We start from the raw sequence: 17661 nt of genomic DNA, 5'->3' as shown, positions 1-17661 counted from the left end.
CATCTCAAATAAAAAAGAGGCTGGTACATAAAGTATGTCTCAGCCAGTTTTAGTATCTTGGCAGTAGATGACTGAATTGAAATACGCTTGTTTCAAGTTTTTTCAACTCTATTCATCCTTGCCGGGGCGGGACTACGAAATCTTTTTATACAAATTAGATTTCTGTCCCGCTCCCCTCCAATCATTACTTCTTTTCCTATGATTGTTTATTATATTTTTCTTTTTCAGCTTCTCTTAATTCAACGCGGCGTATTTTGCCTGAGTTTGTTTTTGGTAGTTCGGATACAAATTCGATTGCTCTTGGATATTTATATGGTGCGACGTCACTTTTTACGTAAGTTTGTAATTCTTTGACGAGTGCTTCGTCGCCTACGATATCATTTTGTAAGATGACAAATGCTTTGACGATATTACCTCTGATTTCATCTGGGCTAGCAACGACTGCGCATTCTTGTACTTTCGGATGTTTAGTGAGTGAATCTTCTACTTCGAACGGTCCGATTGTATAACCTGAGCTAATGATTATGTCATCTTCTCTACCTTTAAACCAGAAGTAGCCATCTTCGTCTAATCTTGCGCGGTCTCCAGTTACATAATAGTTTCCACGTTTTGATTTTTCGGTACGTTCTTCGTCTTTAAAATAGCCTTGGAATAATGATGGTGAATCTAATGAAACGGCAATGTCTCCTGTGGCACCGTTAGTTATAGGGTCACCATCTTCGTCTATTACAGTTACATAACTACCTGGTATTGCTTTACCCATGGCACCTGGTCTGCTTTCTGTATCTTTTAAAAATGCGATAAGTAATGTATTCTCAGTTTGGCCATATCCATCTCTTACTTTAATGTTGAAGTTATGATTGAATTGTTCGATGACTTCTTTATTTAATGGTTCACCAGCTGATACAGCACTGTGTAAATGTTTCAATGTATAGTCTGAAAGATTAGGAAGTTTAGCCATTAATCGGTATTCAGTAGGTGTACAACATAATGCGTTAATTTGATGTTTTTCGAGTAAGTCCAAATATTTAGCTGCATTAAATTTACCATTATAAACAAATGCGATGGCGCCAGATCCTAATATTGAAAGGAATGGACTCCAAATCCATTTTTGCCATCCTGGTGCTGCAGTTGCCCATACAGTATCTTTGTCTGTAATACTTAACCAATGTTTTGGCGCTGTTTGAATGTGTGCAAATCCCCATCCATGTGTATGTATAACAGCTTTTGGTAAACCAGTTGTACCAGATGTATATGATAAAATTGCGATATCATCACGTTTTGTTTCATCTACTGTAAGTTCTGCGCTTGCAGTTTGAATTGCTTCATCGATAGAAATCCAATCTTGTTGCTTAGATCCTACAATAAATTTAGTGAGTTCATCATATTCTTGAATATTTTCAAATTCGCCTGTACATTGGTCGATGACTACGACTGCGTTGACTTCACCATGCGTAATGCGGTGTTGTAAGTCTTTAGTTCTTAACATTTCTGAACTTGGGATGATAATAAGTCCAAGTTTAAGTGCAGCAATGTAAACTTCATATGTTTTAATAGAACGTGGCATCATAATAAGTACTTTGTCGCCTTTTTGAAGACCTTGTGCTTTAAAGATGTTGCCCACTTTATTTGAATTTTGTATAAGTTTAGCGTACGTAATCGTTTCAACGTTGCCATCGACATCTTCGAATATAATGGCTTCTTTCGTTTCATCTGCTGCATGTCTTTCGATTTCATTAACAATATTGTATGTTTCTGGTGCTATTAAGTCTGATCTATTCATGTTAATCTCCTCGTTTGTTTAATATATTGTTTTATTCTAACAGTGAATAATCATTAATACGAATAAATGAAACTATAGAATATTTTAAATAGTCAAACTATTGACATTTGTTGAAAATAAATATATGTTATTAAAGTATATAAAATTTCATAGCATCTAAACTTTAGCAAGTGGCTAATCGATATTGGTTAATTGAAAAAGTAAAAACGGTGCAATGACTTACGATTAAAAATTTCAAAAAGATTACATATAAATAATAAGGAAGCAATTAAAATAACGATAAGCGTTAGTTTGATTGAAGCCGACAATTAAAGCAAATCTACACGAGAGGTTTGTTTTAAATTGTCGGCTTTTTTTATTGCTTTTAACAGAAAAGGAGCAACCGACATGACAGGTTTATTAGTATTATTTTTTATTTCAATTGGATTAGCGCTTATAAGTAGCGTCATATATTTAGCACCAAAAGTGGCAAAGACATATATTAATGTTCACTTAATAATCGCATTTATACCAGTGCTTATCGCATTAATTGGCTTATGTATAACAAGTGGAAATGTATATATAGGATTTTGGCATTTAGATAAATTGTCATGGTTGCTCGCACTATTTATTTTGAGTATAGGTCTTATTATTCAAAGATTTTCTTTACGTTATTTAGATGGAGATGCACAGTATCGTAAATATTTTTCATTATTTACATTTCTAACGGTGTTTGCTTCAGTTGCTTGGTTAAGTAATGATTTAAGATTAATGGCGATATTATGGGGGTTAACGTTATTTTGTTTAACGCGTTTAATCGGTTTAAACAAACAATGGCACATTACGAAACGTTTAGCGAAAAGTACTAGCATGATCTTTATCGTTAGTTGGATCGCTTTAGTAATCGCGATTTTGCTGACATACAATGTAACGGGTGAATGGCAACAGTCTACTATTTTTAGTAATGGTCATCGTGACCAATTTGATTCATGGCAAGGTGTGGTTATTCAGTTGATGTTAGTGTTATCGGTCATCATTCCAGCAGCTCAGTGGCCATTTCACAGATGGTTAATAGAATCTGTAGCGGCTCCAACACCTGTTTCAGCGATTATGCATGCCGGTATTGTCAATGTTGGTGGTGTAATTTTAACGAGATTTGCACCGATTTTTACAAATGAATGGATAATTGGGTTGCTCATCATTATCGCAACGATTTCAGTATTGATGGGAGCTGGCATCAGTTTAGTACATGTGGATTACAAAAGACAGTTAGTAGGTTCAACGATTGGACAGATGGGCTTTATGCTTATCCAATGTGCTTTAGGTGTTTATTCAGCAGCTATCGTTCATCTGATGTTACATGGACTATTTAAAGCGACATTATTTTTACGTTCTGGTTCTGCTGTAAGAACTTTTGATATGCCTTCAAGAATGAATGAAAGTGTGTCGTATATATGGGTTCTTGTTGGTCGATTATTATCCATTATGATTGGTATTATCTTTTGGCTAATGGATCCGACAAGTAGTTACCAAATCATTAGTGCGCTTATATTAGCTTGGTCATTATCTGTTTCATGGACGCAACTGGTTGCATATGGTGAAGGTAAATTAGGTAGAATCATTGGATTATTAGCACTGTTAATTGTTGGTTTATCTTACTTTGGTGTACATCATTTATTCCATGATTTGTTACATCAGTACGCAACAAATGTGAATCATACACCTATATTTGCAGTCATTATCATGATTGTATTGCTGTTAATAGGAAGTGCACTGAACTTGTGGGTTGCAAGAAATCATTCATCTAAAATCGTCACGATTATATATTTATGGATTGTACATTTAGGTGAATCGAAAGTGCAAAATATTGAAACACATCCACGCTATTTGAAAAATCATACGTTTAAAGGAGGTTATCAGCATGACGCAAACAATTGAATCACAAAATGACATTACATATTCAATTAAAGAGGCGAGTCGTGTCATAACACCACTTTCTCCTATTAATATATTTGCAGCAAGACATCCTTGGGCGGGTTTAGAAGATCGTACTTTTGAAGATGTTGCGAGATGGTTTCAAAAGGTACAGAATGTCGATTTGTATCCGAACAAAAGTTTACTATTTGCTGCAATTGAAAATGGAGAAATTAAACAGGAATATATAGAAGAACGATTATCGGCATGGCTATCGAACGATAATACGCCATTAAACAAAGTGATGTTAAGAGAATACGCTGAAAGCATCTTGTTTAATAGAACTCACAAAGTAAATCTTACAGAAAAAGAGCAACAACAATTAAGAACGTCATTAGAAAATGTTGCACTAAATAATCAACAAGATGATGACATTATTTTAAGTACACGTATTGAACAATATTCTGGACAGGCGTATTTAGATAATTTGAATGCACAAGTGATTAAGTGGAGTAAATTATATCTTGATGATAATCAATCAGGATGGGCAATCCATAAAGATGGTAAAGGTTTCTTTAAAAACTGGAAGAGGTTAGCTCATTTGGATCCATCTTTATCGAAGGCAGAAAGGCATAAAATAAAAATGCTACCATCAACATCTATTGAAACAATAGAAAGCTGTTTAGACAAACTTGGTATATCAGAAGCACAAGTACAATCATATCTTGAAATACACTTGTTGGCTTTACCAGGATGGGCAGGTATGATGCTTTGGAAAGACGAACGTTTAAACTTGCTGACGGATTTTTTAGCCATAAGATTAGCTTTGGAATGGACGTTGATGAGTGAGCATGCTCAAGAACAACAACATACTGACTATGACATTTCTCAAGTACGATCTTGGTTTGAAAGTGGCATTTTAACGTTGGAAAATTGGTTCGCATTATCTCAAGGTGAACGAGAAGATTATATAGCATTTGCACATCAATTTGATCGTATTACACAACATAAATTATTGCTAGAAGCTTGGGAAGATACGTATGCGTCACAACTACAAAGTGAAATTCAATCTCATATCCATCATGAAGATGATAAAGCACCTGTCGAGGCTCAGCTCGCTTTTTGTATTGATACGCGTTCGGAACCTTTTAGAAGACAATTAGAAATGGAAGGTCCTTTCGAAACGATTGGTATCGCAGGATTCTTTGGATTACCGATTGAAAAATGTGAACTCGGGCATCAACATACACATAATGCTTTACCAGTAATGAATAAACCACAACATAAGATTTATGAATACGAAGATGCACATCAATCCAATCATTACGTTGAAAAGAAAAAAAGTGTTTCGTCAATATTTTATACATTTAAAAAAATGAAACAAAATGTATTACCAAGTCTATTACTTCCAGAATTAACAGGTTCATGGCTAAGTTTACAAACGATTGCGAGAAGCTTTATGCCTAAACGTACAGGAGATTTGGTCAATCGATTTAATAAAAATCTTATGAATAAACCGGATACGAAACTTTCTATAGATCATGCGCCCAATCGGTTTGGTGATTTACCTATTGGATTTACGAAACAAGAACAGCTTACTTACGCACGAGAAGCATTGAAATTAATGGATTTAACGGAAGATTTTGCGCCTTTAGTGGTCATATGTGGACACGGTAGTCATAGTGCTAACAATCCTTATGCAGCTTCATTAGATTGTGGCGCGTGTGGTGGTTCAGCGAGTGGCTTTAATGCGAAAGTATTAGCAACTTTATGTAATTTGCCTGAAGTTAGAGAAGGTCTCAAAAGCTATCACATTATAATTCCGGAAGATACAGTCTTTGTTGCTGCTCAACATAGCACGACAACTGATCAATTAGAATGGCTATATGTGCCACAACTTTCGAATAAAGCTGAGCGCGCTTTACAAAAATTAAAACTAGCTTTGCCTAAAGCTGGGCATGAAGCGAATCGTTTAAGACTTAAAGATATTCCAGGTATGGAACATTCAAACGAACAATCCACAACTAAAGCAGAACAGTTGGCAAGTGACTGGAGTGAAATTCGACCAGAATGGGGATTAGCTAGAAATGCAACATTTGTTATTGGTAAGAGAACATTAACAGAGCAATCTCAATTAAATGGTCGCGCATTCTTGCATAATTATGACTGGACGAAAGATCAAGATGGTGAAATTTTAAATACGATTTTAAGTGGGCCGGCGACAGTTGCTCAATGGATTAACTTACAATATTATGCTTCAACAGTAGCACCTTACTATTACGGAAGCGGCAATAAAATCACCCAGACGGTGACGAGCGGCATAGGTGTTATGCAAGGAAACGGTAGTGATTTACTGACAGGTTTACCTTGGCAATCAGTTATGAAAGCTGATGGGGAATATTATCATGCACCGATTCGATTATTAGTTGTGATACAAGCGCCGAATGATTACATTCGTAAATTGCTCAATGAAAATACTGCGCTTAACACAAAAGTAAAAAATGATTGGTTATTGCTATCAAGTATAGATGAAAATGGTGAATGGCATAAATGGTAAATAAATGAGCAGGACAACAATTTATGTCCAAAACTCGAGAGGATGTATAATATGAATGATGAAAAAAATATACTCATACTATCTGATTTAAATACACATCTAGAAAGCCAACTTGTTGAATCTTTAAATTTCAACCCAAATCATGTCATGTCGATACAAAGCTTTCAGGCAGAAATTGCGCATGCATATGGTGATGTGATGCGGTCTATTATTATCGCGATTTACGAATATGATATAGAGAATGTTTATATCATTAGAAAGTCAGATGATAAACAAGTGATCGCATTACCTGAAAGTGTCAAAAGTCATACAGAAAAAATTAAAACACTCGACTACTTATTTGAAAATTGTAAGCCTGAGTTTAGTAGTGACAATATTCATGAATGGTTAAATGGTGAAAGTGATATTCATCAAAGTATTAAACAAAGCATTCATCAAGTTTCTAATCATCCACTTATACCATCTGGTATTACAATAAAAGGTATGACCATCAATCAAAACAATATTGAAATAATTGCTGAATATTTAACATAAAGCAAAATTAGCATTAAGGAGAGACAAATATGGAAATGACTAAAGGAGCATGTGAATCAAAAATTAGTAAAGCCATTACACAATGGGAAAAAGAATATCTAGGTAGAGGATCTCTATCTGTTAAGACAGATATTTTAAGAGATATGATTATTGTTGATTTACAAGGTGTCCTTACACCTGCAGAATATAGCGTATGTGAAACACAAGAAGGTTTATTGAGTATAAAACGTACACGTTCAAAATTAGTAGAATCAGACATGGATCATTTATACCAAATGATATTTGATATTACCCAACAAGACGTCAAAAGTTTCCATACAGATTTAAGTTCAAGAACTGGTGAACGTATGATGATTTTTAAAATGCATCATAATATTGAAGAACTTTTTAATAAATAATTGCCAGAAATCGATAATGAAAACCCTTTAAAAATAAAAAATAGAAAGATAATCATAATTTTAATAAAAGTTAATTAAAAATTTACATTAGCTTAACAATTATAGTTTATTATTCACAATGGTTACAATAACTTTAAAGAGGTGTGTTATGGAACTCTCGGCATTACAAATGATTTTTACATTCATCGGTGGTTTAGGTATCTTCCTATACGGGATTAAACAAATGGGCGATGGCTTACAAGCAGCAGCAGGCGACAGATTAAGAGGTATATTAAATAGATTTACAAGTAATCCTATTATGGGTGTACTTGCAGGTATGATCGTGACAATTTTAATACAAAGTAGTTCAGGAACAACAGTTATCACAATCGGACTCGTAAGTGCTGGATTTATGACGATGCGACAAGCAATAGGCGTTGTTATGGGTGCCAATATCGGTACGACGGTCACAGCGTTTATTATTGGGATTAACATTGGTGAATATGCTTTACCAATACTAGCATTAGGTGCGTTTTTAATTTTCTTCATTCAAAAAAGAAAAGTTAAAAATATTGGTATGATTTTCTTCGGATTTGGATCGCTATTCTATGGTCTAGAATTAATGAGTGGCGCGGTGAAACCACTTGCTAATTTAGAAGGCTTTAAACAAATTATGTTAGATATGTCTTCTACGCCGATATTAGGTGTACTTGCAGGTACATTTGTGACGTTAATCGTTCAAAGTTCAAGTGCAACGATTGGTATTTTACAAGGTTTCTATGCCAATGATTTAGTATCATTGCATGGTGCATTACCTATCTTATTAGGTGATAATATTGGAACGACGATTACAGCTGTATTAGCAAGTTTAGCTGGCTCTATCGCCGCTAAGCGTGTTGCGATGGCGCATGTTATGTTTAATGTTATCGGTGCAGCAGTATTTCTATTAATATTACCATTCTACGAAATGACGATGGAATGGATTCAACACGCTATGAATTTAAATCCAAAAATGGTTATAGCATTTGCACACGGAACATTCAATGTAACAAATACACTTATACAGTTACCATTCATCTTCGCATTAGCTTGGATTGTAACGAAAATCATTCCAGGTGAAGATGTAAATGAAAAATATAAACCGAAATATCTTGATAATAATTTAATTAATCGAGCGCCTAGTATCGCGCTTCAAGAGGCTCAAGATGAAATTCAAAATATCGGTAAAATGACTGTTTCAATGTTGAATAATGTTGAAAATATTGATGAAAAAGCAATTAAAAAGCATAAAGATAAACACCTTGCAGTAGATAATATGTATGATAATGTACGTCAATATTTAAATAAATTATCTGAGAAGAAACTATCAGCTAAAGATGCTGAAAGGCTATCTGTTTTATATGATGTTAATAGAACAATATTGAAAGTATCAACGTTAACAGAATCATACTTAGAAGAATTGCAGAAGAAACAATCAGCTGATATTCAAATTTCATCAAAAGCAGAAGAAAGCATTGAACGATTATATGATCACGTAAAAATTTCATATGAAAAAACGTTTGAAGTATTTGATGTTTATGACAATTTGAAAAAAGACGAAGTTGTGAAACGAAGCCAAGATTCATATGTACTAGAGCATGATTTACGTAAAAAACATATCAAGAGATTAAGCTCTGGAGAATGTTCACCAGAAGGTAGCCTTGTATATATCGACATGATATCAATCCTTGAAAGAATTGGTTACCACTCACGAAATATATCAGAATCTATGATTAACCTCGGAGAACATTCATACACACAAACAACTGAAGTGAAAATATAAATAAATACCACCTCATTTCGCTGATTTAATCAGGTAGAAATGAGGTGGTATTTTTATAATATGCGATTTTGTTCGTGCATGCTTGCCTAGGGTATGGTTCGAGCCTGTAGTCTCTCACACATACTATTCCCTCAGGCGTCAGCACAGCACAAAATCGCTATATATTATGTTTAAATCATTAACCCAATTAAAAACGTAGTAGTAATTAATATTAATGTAGATAAAATGACTATTTTTATTATTTGAGATTGTAATTTTGTTTCTTGGCCTTTTATTTCACATAATTCAGTTGCAAGCATAATTCGTGAAGGAGTGCTCATTGTTGCATTTGAAGCACTAGCGTTTTGTAATCCTGCAATTAATCCTGTAGATAAATCTAATTGATGGGCAGTATGAATTTGTAGTTTCATAAACATCGCATTTGCTCCTGTATTGCTACCTGTTAAAAAACCACCTATACTTCCGATTGCGCCAGATATAATAATAAAATAATTACCTAAATTATTACCTAAACTCGTAGAAATTGAGTTAATCATACCAGAAGCATCCATTATTTCAGCTAAAGCTATAAAGAGAGTAGTAGATATTACAAATAGGCTCCATTGTCTAAAAGTTTTTTGTAGAGCTATTCTAACGGTCGATTTATTGATATTGAATCTTATTATTGTATAAATGCAAGTAATAACTAACCAAAATGATGGAGAATACAACAACATTAATTGATAATTATATTTTTCAAAAGAAATAACAAAATGATTTCTTAAAAATTCTTCAAAGATAGATATTGTTCGAGTCATAAAAACTAATGATGTTAAAAGGATATATGGGCTTAAAAGACTAGTTAAATATCTATAGTCTTTTATAGATATATTTTTATTTTGTATATTTATATTTATGATTCCAATTAACAAGGTTATTAAAGAACTAAATACTCCAGCAAGTTCAACACTTACAAAATAATTAAATATAATATTGGTTAAAGAAAAAGATGAAGCGTATATTAAAGTTTTAAAGATATTATTATAAAGTGTTTTACTTCCACCTAGAATAAATAAACATGTGCTCAAAAAGAATACGATAGTTGTGAAAGTTAATATTGCTGTCAAAAAACCAACAAACTTCAAATTTAGATTTACTATCTCAGTACCAATTACTGTACCAGTAGCTAAAGCTCCCCAAGGTACTGCTAGTAAACTTAAAATACCGATACAAGCTGCTTTATAATTATTGATCCCTAAAGATATTAAAATAGGTGTAATTACTAAAAAAGCAGTACCAAAGCCACTTGTAGATTCTACGAGTGGGGAAATACCAATACTCAAAATAATTATTTGAAGTACTGTATCATTAGTTAAATTTTTCATTTGATTTGAGATATCGTTAATTTTTCCAGATTCATTCATTAGATGAAAAAGTAATACTCCAAAGAATATTACATAAGCCGCCACTGAAGATATTAATATACCACTAATAGTTGAATTCATTATTATTTCAAAAGAAATATGATATGGACTATTTATAAATACCAAGATCACGGTAGATAAAAAGGCGGTAATTCCAGTTTTTAGAGCAGACCATTTAAATATAAATAGACAAATAAAGATAATTAACAATGGAAGTATAGCGATTAGTAAATTCATCTTATCACCCACTTTATTGATATAAAAATTCTACTATAGTAGAATTGAGTTAAATATAATACAGGTTGGAGATAATATCAAGAAAAATATCTACTATAGGAGAAATTTTAATATGGAATTCTATGAAAACATAAAAAAACAAAGAATAAAAAAAGGATACTCACTCGAAAAGCTATCTGAGAAATCTAAAGTCAGTAGAGCAATGTTGTCTAAAATAGAAAGAAATGAAAAACAACCTACAATAAAAGTTGCAGCACAAATAGCTGAAGGGTTAGATACCACAATTTCTGAATTATTAGGTGAACAAGAAACAGGAAGAACTATTAAAATAAAATCTAATGAACATCTTAAATATATTGATCCTGACAGTGGGTTTGAGAGGAAGCTACTTTCACCAAATGTGGGTTCAGATATAGAATTTATCGTAAACACATTACCACCTGATTCGGAAACAGGTGTGTTCCCAGCTCATTGTCCAGGAGTTAGAGAATATATTTATATTCTTAGAGGAGAAGTTACAATTGAATTAAGAGAAGGTAATGATATACAAAATTACAAATTAGATTCAGGAGATTCGTTTTACTTTGAAGCACATAAAAGCCATCGTTTTATTAATAAGGGTAAAGAATTTTGTGAATATATATTGGTAATAGATTCGAATAAAGCACAAAGGATGTAAAAACAACAAACAGTAGAAATTCAATTTTAATTTGAATTTCTACTGTTTTTCTATTTATCATACTGAAAATATTTTTAACTTATGAAAATATATTCAGATGTAAAATATAAGTGTCTTTACAAGTGTTATTCGTTGGTGTTTATTGTTTTTTATTTTAACATAGTTATATAAACAAAAATGTAAGCGATTGCTTAATGTTATTAACTGTCGCATAAATACATAAAAGGGGTTGTACATATGAGTTTGAATGTAGGAATTATTGGTTGTGGTGGTATTGCGAATGGTAAGCATTTACCGAGTTTACAAAAAATAAGCGAAGTAAACATTGTTGCTTTTTGTGATATTGATATTGATAAAGCACAAGCAGCAGCTAAGGAATACGGTACGGATAATGCGAAAGTTTACGAAGATTACCAATCACTCTTAAAGGATGATGCTATTGATGTCATTCATGTATGTACACCGAACAGTTCTCATAAGGAATTAACGGTTGCGTCATTAGATGCAGGTAAACATGTTATGTGTGAAAAACCTATGGCTAAGACAACTGTAGAGGCGCAAGAAATGATTGAAGCGGCTAAACGTAATGGCAAGAAACTTACGATTGGTTATCAAAATAGATTTAGACCTGACAGTCAATATTTACATAAAGCGACAGAGCGTGGTGATTTAGGGGATATTTATTTTGGAAAAGCACACGCTATTCGTCGTAGAGCAGTGCCGACTTGGGGTGTCTTCTTAGACGAAGAACAACAAGGTGGCGGTCCTTTAATTGATATTGGGACACATGCACTCGATTTAACGTTATGGATGATGGATAATTACGAACCAGAATCAGTAATGGGTTCAACTTTTCATAAGTTAGGTAAGAAAGAAAATGCAGCAAATGCATGGGGACCATGGAATCCTGAAAAGTTCAAAGTAGAGGACTCAGCTTTCGGTTTTATTAAGATGAAAAATGGTGCGACAATCATGCTTGAATCAAGTTGGGCGTTAAACTCTTTAGAAGTAGATGAAGCAAAATGTTCATTATCTGGTACTGAAGGCGGTGCCGATATGAAAGATGGCTTAAGAATCCACGGAGAAGACTTTGGTTCTTTATATACAACGCAAGTAGAACTTGAAAATAAAGGCGTTGACTTTTATGAAGGTGAAAAAGTAGACGAAGCTGAAGTAGAGGCACGTAGTTGGATTGACAGCATTCTTAATGATACAGAGCCTGTTGTGAAACCAGAACAAGCAATTGTGATTACACAAATATTAGAAGCACTTTATGAATCAGCTAAGACTGGTAAAGCAGTATATTTTGACTAAGAAGGGGTTTTATTAATGAACATAACAGTATGGAATGAATATAGACATGAAGTAGAAAGTGAAGAAATAAAAGCAGTTTATCCTAATGGTATTCACAATGTTATTGCTGAATTTTTAGGCGAAGAACATGACGTTAAAACAGCAACATTAGATGAAGCGGAACATGGATTAACGGATGAAGTATTAGCTGAGACTGATGTCTTGTTATGGTGGGGTCATAAAGCACATGATGAAGTGAAAGATGAAATCGTCGAAAAAGTAAAAGCACGTGTACTAGATGGTATGGGTCTTATCGTGTTACATTCTGGACATTTCTCTAAAATATTCAAAAGTTTGATGGGTACGACATGTGATTTGAAATGGCGCGAAGCAGATGATAGAGAGCGACTTTGGGTAGTTGATCCAACACATCCAATTACAGATGGATTAGGGCAATATATTGAATTAGAAAAAGAAGAAATGTACGGCGAACACTTTGATATACCGGCACCAGATGAAACTATATTTATCAGTTGGTTTGAAGGTGGAGAAGTGTTTAGAAGTGGTGCGACATTTAAGCGCGGAAACGGAAAGATTTTTTATTTTAGACCGGGACACGAAAGTTACCCTACTTATTATAATGAAGAAATTCAACAAGTTATTAAAAATGCTGTTAAGTGGGCGAAAAATGATCGCACACCTAAACATCAATATGGTAATGCACAACCTTTAGAAGAAATTAGTAAGAAATAAAATAGGAGATTATATTTATGGATAAACTTAAACTAGGTGTTATAGGTGTCGGAGGTATCGCACAAAACAGACATATACCAGCTTTACAAAAATTAAATCACTTAGTTGAAATTGTTGGTGTACAAGATATTAATCAAGAACTCGCTAAAAAAGTATCATCACAATTTCAAATTCCAAATGTCTTTTCAGAATATGAGGAGATGTTTAATAGTGTAGATGCGGTCGTCATATGTACACCAAATAAATTTCATGCAGAAATAACAGTTGCCGCGTTAAATGCAGGTGTACATGTATTTTGTGAGAAACCAATGGCTATGAATCGCAAAGAATGTGATGCAATGATTGAAGCGGCAAATCAATCTGGTAAAGTGCTCGCAATAGGCTATCATTATCGCTTTACAGATGCCGCAATAACAGCTCGTCGTGCAATTGATGAAGGTGTTGTAGGTGATGCGCTTGTAACGAGAGTACAAGCATTGCGTCGAAGAAAAGTGCCAGGTTGGGGTGTGTTTACAAATAAACAACTTCAAGGCGGCGGCAGTCTAATTGATTATGGATGCCATTTATTAGACCTTGCTTTATGGTTACAAACGGATGGGAAACCAGTCGAAGTATTAGGTAAGACGTACAATCGTTTGAGTCAGACACCTAATCAAATCAATGATTGGGGAACATTTGATCATGAAACGTTTGAAGTAGATGACCATGTATCTTCATTTATAACATTTGAAGACGGTTCAACGATGCAGTTCGAATGCTCATGGTCTGCAAATATTAAAGAAGATAAAATTCACTTAAGTATGTCTGGTGTAGATGGGGGTATTAACCTTTATCCATTTGAAATTTATCAACCTCGATTTGGTACATTTTTCAACGAACAAGCATATGCTGAACATAATGAAAATATTGCTGCAGAACGTCAGACTTTAAACTTTGTGAATAGTTGTTTAGGACTAGAGTCGTTAGTCGTGAAACCTGAAGAAGCTAGACGCGTGAGTGCATTAATAGATGCAATTTATGAAAGTAGTGAACAAGGTACGAGTGTTAAATTAAAATAAGGGGTGTTACATATGAAAATTGGTGTATTTACAGTACTTTTTCAAGATAAAACGTTTGAAGAAATGTTAGATCATGTTGCAGATTCTGGATTGAAAATGGTCGAAATCGGTACAGGTGGGAATCCGGGTAACCATTTTTGTAATGTAGATGAATTGTTAGAAGATGAAAGTAAAAGACAAGCATTTATGGATGCTATCAAGAAACGTGGATTAGAAATCAGTGCATTCAGTTGTCATGACAATCCTGTTTCACCAGATAAAGAACATGCTAAACAAGCACATGAAACATTTATTAAATCGGTGAAATTAGCTTCGATTCTAGGTGTCCCAGTTGTTAATACATTTTCAGGTATACCAGGATCAGATGAAGACGCTAAACATCCAAACTGGCCAGTAACACCGTGGCCAACAGCATACTCAGAAATATTAGAGTGGCAATGGGAGAAGAAGTTGATACCTTATTGGAAAGAAGCGGCCCAGTTTGCTAAAGACCACAACGTTAAAATAGGTATTGAACTACACGCTGGATTCTCAGTACATACACCACATACACTTTTAAAACTTAGAGAAGCGACAAACGATGCGATTGGTGCGAACTTAGATCCAAGTCATTTATGGTGGCAAGGCATTGACCCGATAGCAGCCATTAAAATATTAGGTAAAGCTGGTGCGATTCATCATTTTCATGCAAAAGATACTTATATCGACCAAGAAAATGTCAATATGTACGGATTAACAGATATGCAACCGTATAGTTCAGTTCAATCACGAGCTTGGACATTCAGAACAGTCGGTTATGGACATAGCCCACAAGTATGGGGAGATATTATTAGTGCATTGAGAATCAATGGATATGATTATGTCGTGAGTATAGAACATGAAGACCCAATCATGTCAGTAGAAGAAGGATTCCAAAAAGCAGCACATAATTTACAAGCAGTAAATATAAACGAATCATTAGATAATATATGGTGGGCATGAAGAAAACCATGGTTTCAGCTTGAGGGCTGATACCATGGTTTTTATTTTTGAGGGGGGTGAATCTAGGGGGATGGGGATAAGTAGATTCACTTTTAAAAATTAGAAATATACAAAAATATACAGTCATTTTATAAATTTGAGCTCAAATCTTGGCTTAAAGCAGGAGTAAAGCCAAGAGATGGCTCAAGTCTTGGCTTAAAGCAGGAGTAAAGCCAAGAGATTGTCTAAGTCTTGGCTTAAAGAGGAAGTAAAGCCAAGAGATTGCCCAAGTCTTGGCTTAAAGAGGAAGTAAAGCCAAGAGATCCCACAAGTCTTGGCTTAAAGCAGGAGTAAAGCCAAGAGATTGTCTAAGTCTTGGCTTAAAGCAGGAGTAAAGCCAAGAGATTGTCTAAGTCTTGGCTTAAAGCAGGAGTAAAGCCAAGAGATTGCCCAAGTCTTGGCTTAAAGAAGGAGTAAAGCCAAGAGATTGCCCAAGTCTTGGCTTAAAGAGGAAGTAAAGCCAAGAGATCCCCCAAGTCTTGGCTTAAAGAAGGAGTAAAGCCAAGAGATTGTCTAAGTCTTGGCTTAAAGAGGAAGTAAAGCCAAGAGATGGCTCAAGTCTTGGCTTAAAGAAGGAGTAAAGCCAAGAGATCCCCCAGTCTTGGCTTAAAGAGGAAGTAAAGCCAAGAAATCCCCCAAGTCTTGGCTTGAAGAAGGAGTAAAGCCAAGAGATGGCTCAAATCTTGGCTTAAAGAGGAAGTAAAGCCAAGAGATCCCGCAAGTCTTGGCTTAAAGAAGGAGTAAAGCCAAGAGATCCCCCAAGTCTTGGCTTAAAGCAGGAATAAAGCCAAGAAGAGCCCAAATTCCTTACTTTAGAAGGCATTATTCTATAAATAAAAATAACTTTTATGTTTTCCCTTCTTCTTAAAATGACGTTTGCACACTCTTCTGATAGCATGCGCATCCCCACCACACCACAATTCTGCTTCTTTTAAAGTAAATGGCCCATTCTTTAATACGTATAATTCTTTTAAATTTTCTAAGTAGAGTAACTGTCTCTGTATATGTCTTGAGCAATACATACAATGACCGAATCTCATTCGTTTATCTAATTGTATTTGGTTGATTTTACGGCAATGTGGACATCTTAAGCCTGGTTTGATTTGTTCGAATGGAATTATATGTCTAGGGTAGGTCTTCGAAAAATCTTGTTTAAGTGTTTTGATTTTATTGAGGATGGCTCTATTTTCGTCTACTTTAAAATTATTAAATAACTTAGGAATTTTGTGTAACTCTGTTGGTAACAGTACCTGTTTACGATTAGGTATGTCAGAGTGAAGTGTAAATGTGGGGTTTGTAAATACGAGATAAGATATAATATCTCGTTTAATATTGAGATGTGATTTAATCAATTCAAGTTCATATTCGGCTCTTTTCATTTGTGAAAAGGGGGTTTGGAATATGTTCCCGTAACTATTTTTCATTTGATTATCGATGATATAGTAGTCGCCTTTATAGTGTTTGACTTCTAAATTAATCATCTTATCATCATCTACAATGAGGAAATCGAGTTGAATTTGGTTCTTTATATTTAATTCAATGTTATGCACATAATTTAACTTAAGTTCTTGTTCTAACATTTGTTGTACAATTTGTTCACCTTCTTCTCCTTGGATTTGTCGATAAATTTCTTGGGTGTCTTGATTGGCATCTATTCGACCAAAGATTGCCTTGTTATATCGTGTGAGTACCATCTATCAACCTCCTATTTTTTTACATTTATTATATATAATATTCCACTAAAATACAAATAAAAACATTTTAGAAACCGATTATCTTGATTTCCAAAATGTTTTTATTATAACTTATTTGAGTTTTTCTGCTAATTCGATATAAATACCTTCTGGACCTTTGATATAACACAATTTGTAGATGTCTTCGAATTGCGTAATTTCTCCAATCACTTGAGAGGATGTTGTGGCCAATTGTTCTACAACTTGTTCAATATTTTGAACTGAAAATGCAAAATGACTAGCACCTACATTTCTTGGGAAATGTATAGATTTGTTGGTCGTTGATGATTGGTCACGAAATTGTATGAGTTCTATAGCTGTTTCATCGTGAGGAACTTTCATCATAGCAATGCTTGCTTCTAAAGCATCTACACCATAAATATTGCCGATCCATTCACCGTTAATATTTTGTTCTCCAATCAGTTCCAATCCTAACGTACTAAAAAATGCTTTAACAGATTCTAAATCTTCAACGATTATACCTACATGGTCCATTTTATTTAATTTCATGTTTACATC

At 34.1% G+C, this 17661-nt stretch carries 14 protein-coding genes; 10 read left to right on the top strand and 4 right to left on the bottom strand.

Annotation, left to right across the window (positions count from 1 at the left end; genetic code table 11):
• Positions 1-196 precede the first annotated feature (196 nt).
• Complete coding sequence (gene mbcS / locus LQ677_RS09270; protein WP_239748697.1) at positions 197-1783, bottom strand: acyl-CoA synthetase MbcS; 1587 nt, start codon at positions 1781-1783, stop codon at positions 197-199.
• Positions 1784-2170: 387 nt separating this feature from the next.
• Here mbcS and LQ677_RS09265 point away from each other — a divergent pair, with 387 nt between their 5' ends.
• The 5 genes from LQ677_RS09265 (at position 2171) to LQ677_RS09245 (ending at position 8966) form a co-directional block, all read left to right on the top strand.
• Positions 2171-3700: an NADH dehydrogenase subunit 5 gene (locus LQ677_RS09265; protein ID WP_239748687.1), complete on the top strand. Its 1530-nt coding sequence runs from the start codon at positions 2171-2173 to the stop codon at positions 3698-3700.
• Positions 3684-6233 (top strand): DUF2309 domain-containing protein, encoded by a 2550-nt coding sequence (locus LQ677_RS09260; protein WP_239748676.1) that lies wholly within the window; start codon positions 3684-3686, stop codon positions 6231-6233. The genes LQ677_RS09265 and LQ677_RS09260 overlap by 17 nt, the downstream gene beginning before the upstream one ends.
• A 51-nt stretch (positions 6234-6284) precedes the next feature.
• The gene (locus LQ677_RS09255; RefSeq protein WP_239748664.1) at positions 6285-6767 is read left to right on the top strand and encodes a carbonic anhydrase; all 483 of its coding nucleotides are present in this window, start codon (positions 6285-6287) and stop codon (positions 6765-6767) included.
• Positions 6768-6796: 29 nt separating this feature from the next.
• Positions 6797-7165 carry a Na-translocating system protein MpsC family protein gene (locus tag LQ677_RS09250; RefSeq protein WP_126477819.1) on the top strand — a complete coding sequence of 123 codons (369 nt, stop codon included), beginning with the start codon at positions 6797-6799 and terminating at the stop codon, positions 7163-7165.
• Between the two features lie 148 nt (positions 7166-7313).
• A complete protein-coding gene (locus LQ677_RS09245; RefSeq protein ID WP_058612102.1) occupies positions 7314-8966 on the top strand; it encodes a Na/Pi cotransporter family protein in 1653 nt (550 codons plus the stop codon).
• A gap of 170 nt (positions 8967-9136) precedes the next feature.
• Here the strand turns inward: LQ677_RS09245 and LQ677_RS09240 are convergent, their stop codons facing one another.
• Positions 9137-10606: an L-lactate permease gene (locus LQ677_RS09240; protein WP_239748656.1), complete on the bottom strand. Its 1470-nt coding sequence runs from the start codon at positions 10604-10606 to the stop codon at positions 9137-9139.
• Positions 10607-10718: 112 nt separating this feature from the next.
• Here LQ677_RS09240 and LQ677_RS09235 point away from each other — a divergent pair, with 112 nt between their 5' ends.
• The 5 genes from LQ677_RS09235 (at position 10719) to LQ677_RS09215 (ending at position 15370) form a co-directional block, all read left to right on the top strand.
• Entirely contained in the window at positions 10719-11285 is a 567-nt protein-coding gene (locus LQ677_RS09235; RefSeq protein WP_204173502.1) for a helix-turn-helix domain-containing protein, read from the top strand.
• A gap of 237 nt (positions 11286-11522) precedes the next feature.
• Complete coding sequence (locus LQ677_RS09230) at positions 11523-12599, top strand: Gfo/Idh/MocA family protein (RefSeq protein ID WP_239748647.1); 1077 nt, start codon at positions 11523-11525, stop codon at positions 12597-12599.
• A 15-nt stretch (positions 12600-12614) separates the two neighbouring features.
• Complete coding sequence (locus LQ677_RS09225) at positions 12615-13331, top strand: ThuA domain-containing protein (protein WP_048540505.1); 717 nt, start codon at positions 12615-12617, stop codon at positions 13329-13331.
• 17 nt (positions 13332-13348) lie between these two features.
• Positions 13349-14389, top strand: a complete 1041-nt coding sequence (locus LQ677_RS09220; protein ID WP_239748638.1) for a Gfo/Idh/MocA family protein — start codon at positions 13349-13351, stop codon at positions 14387-14389.
• Positions 14390-14401: 12 nt separating this feature from the next.
• Positions 14402-15370 (top strand): sugar phosphate isomerase/epimerase family protein, encoded by a 969-nt coding sequence (locus tag LQ677_RS09215; RefSeq protein WP_239748626.1) that lies wholly within the window; start codon positions 14402-14404, stop codon positions 15368-15370.
• Positions 15371-16236: 866 nt separating this feature from the next.
• Here LQ677_RS09215 and LQ677_RS09210 read toward each other — a convergent pair.
• Both LQ677_RS09210 and LQ677_RS09205 read right to left on the bottom strand, forming a co-directional pair.
• On the bottom strand, positions 16237-17103 hold the full coding sequence (locus tag LQ677_RS09210) for a nuclease-related domain-containing protein (protein WP_239748611.1): 867 nt from the start codon (positions 17101-17103) through the stop codon (positions 16237-16239).
• 111 nt (positions 17104-17214) lie between these two features.
• Positions 17215-17652 (bottom strand): VOC family protein, encoded by a 438-nt coding sequence (locus LQ677_RS09205; RefSeq protein ID WP_051575467.1) that lies wholly within the window; start codon positions 17650-17652, stop codon positions 17215-17217.
• Between the last annotated feature and the right edge of the window lie 9 nt (positions 17653-17661).

The sequence above is a fragment of the Mammaliicoccus sp. Q-M61 genome (assembly GCF_022386055.1).
GTDB classification, from domain to species: Bacteria; Bacillota; Bacilli; order Staphylococcales; family Staphylococcaceae; genus Mammaliicoccus; species Mammaliicoccus sciuri_A.
This window is presented reverse-complemented; position numbering and strand designations above follow the sequence as displayed.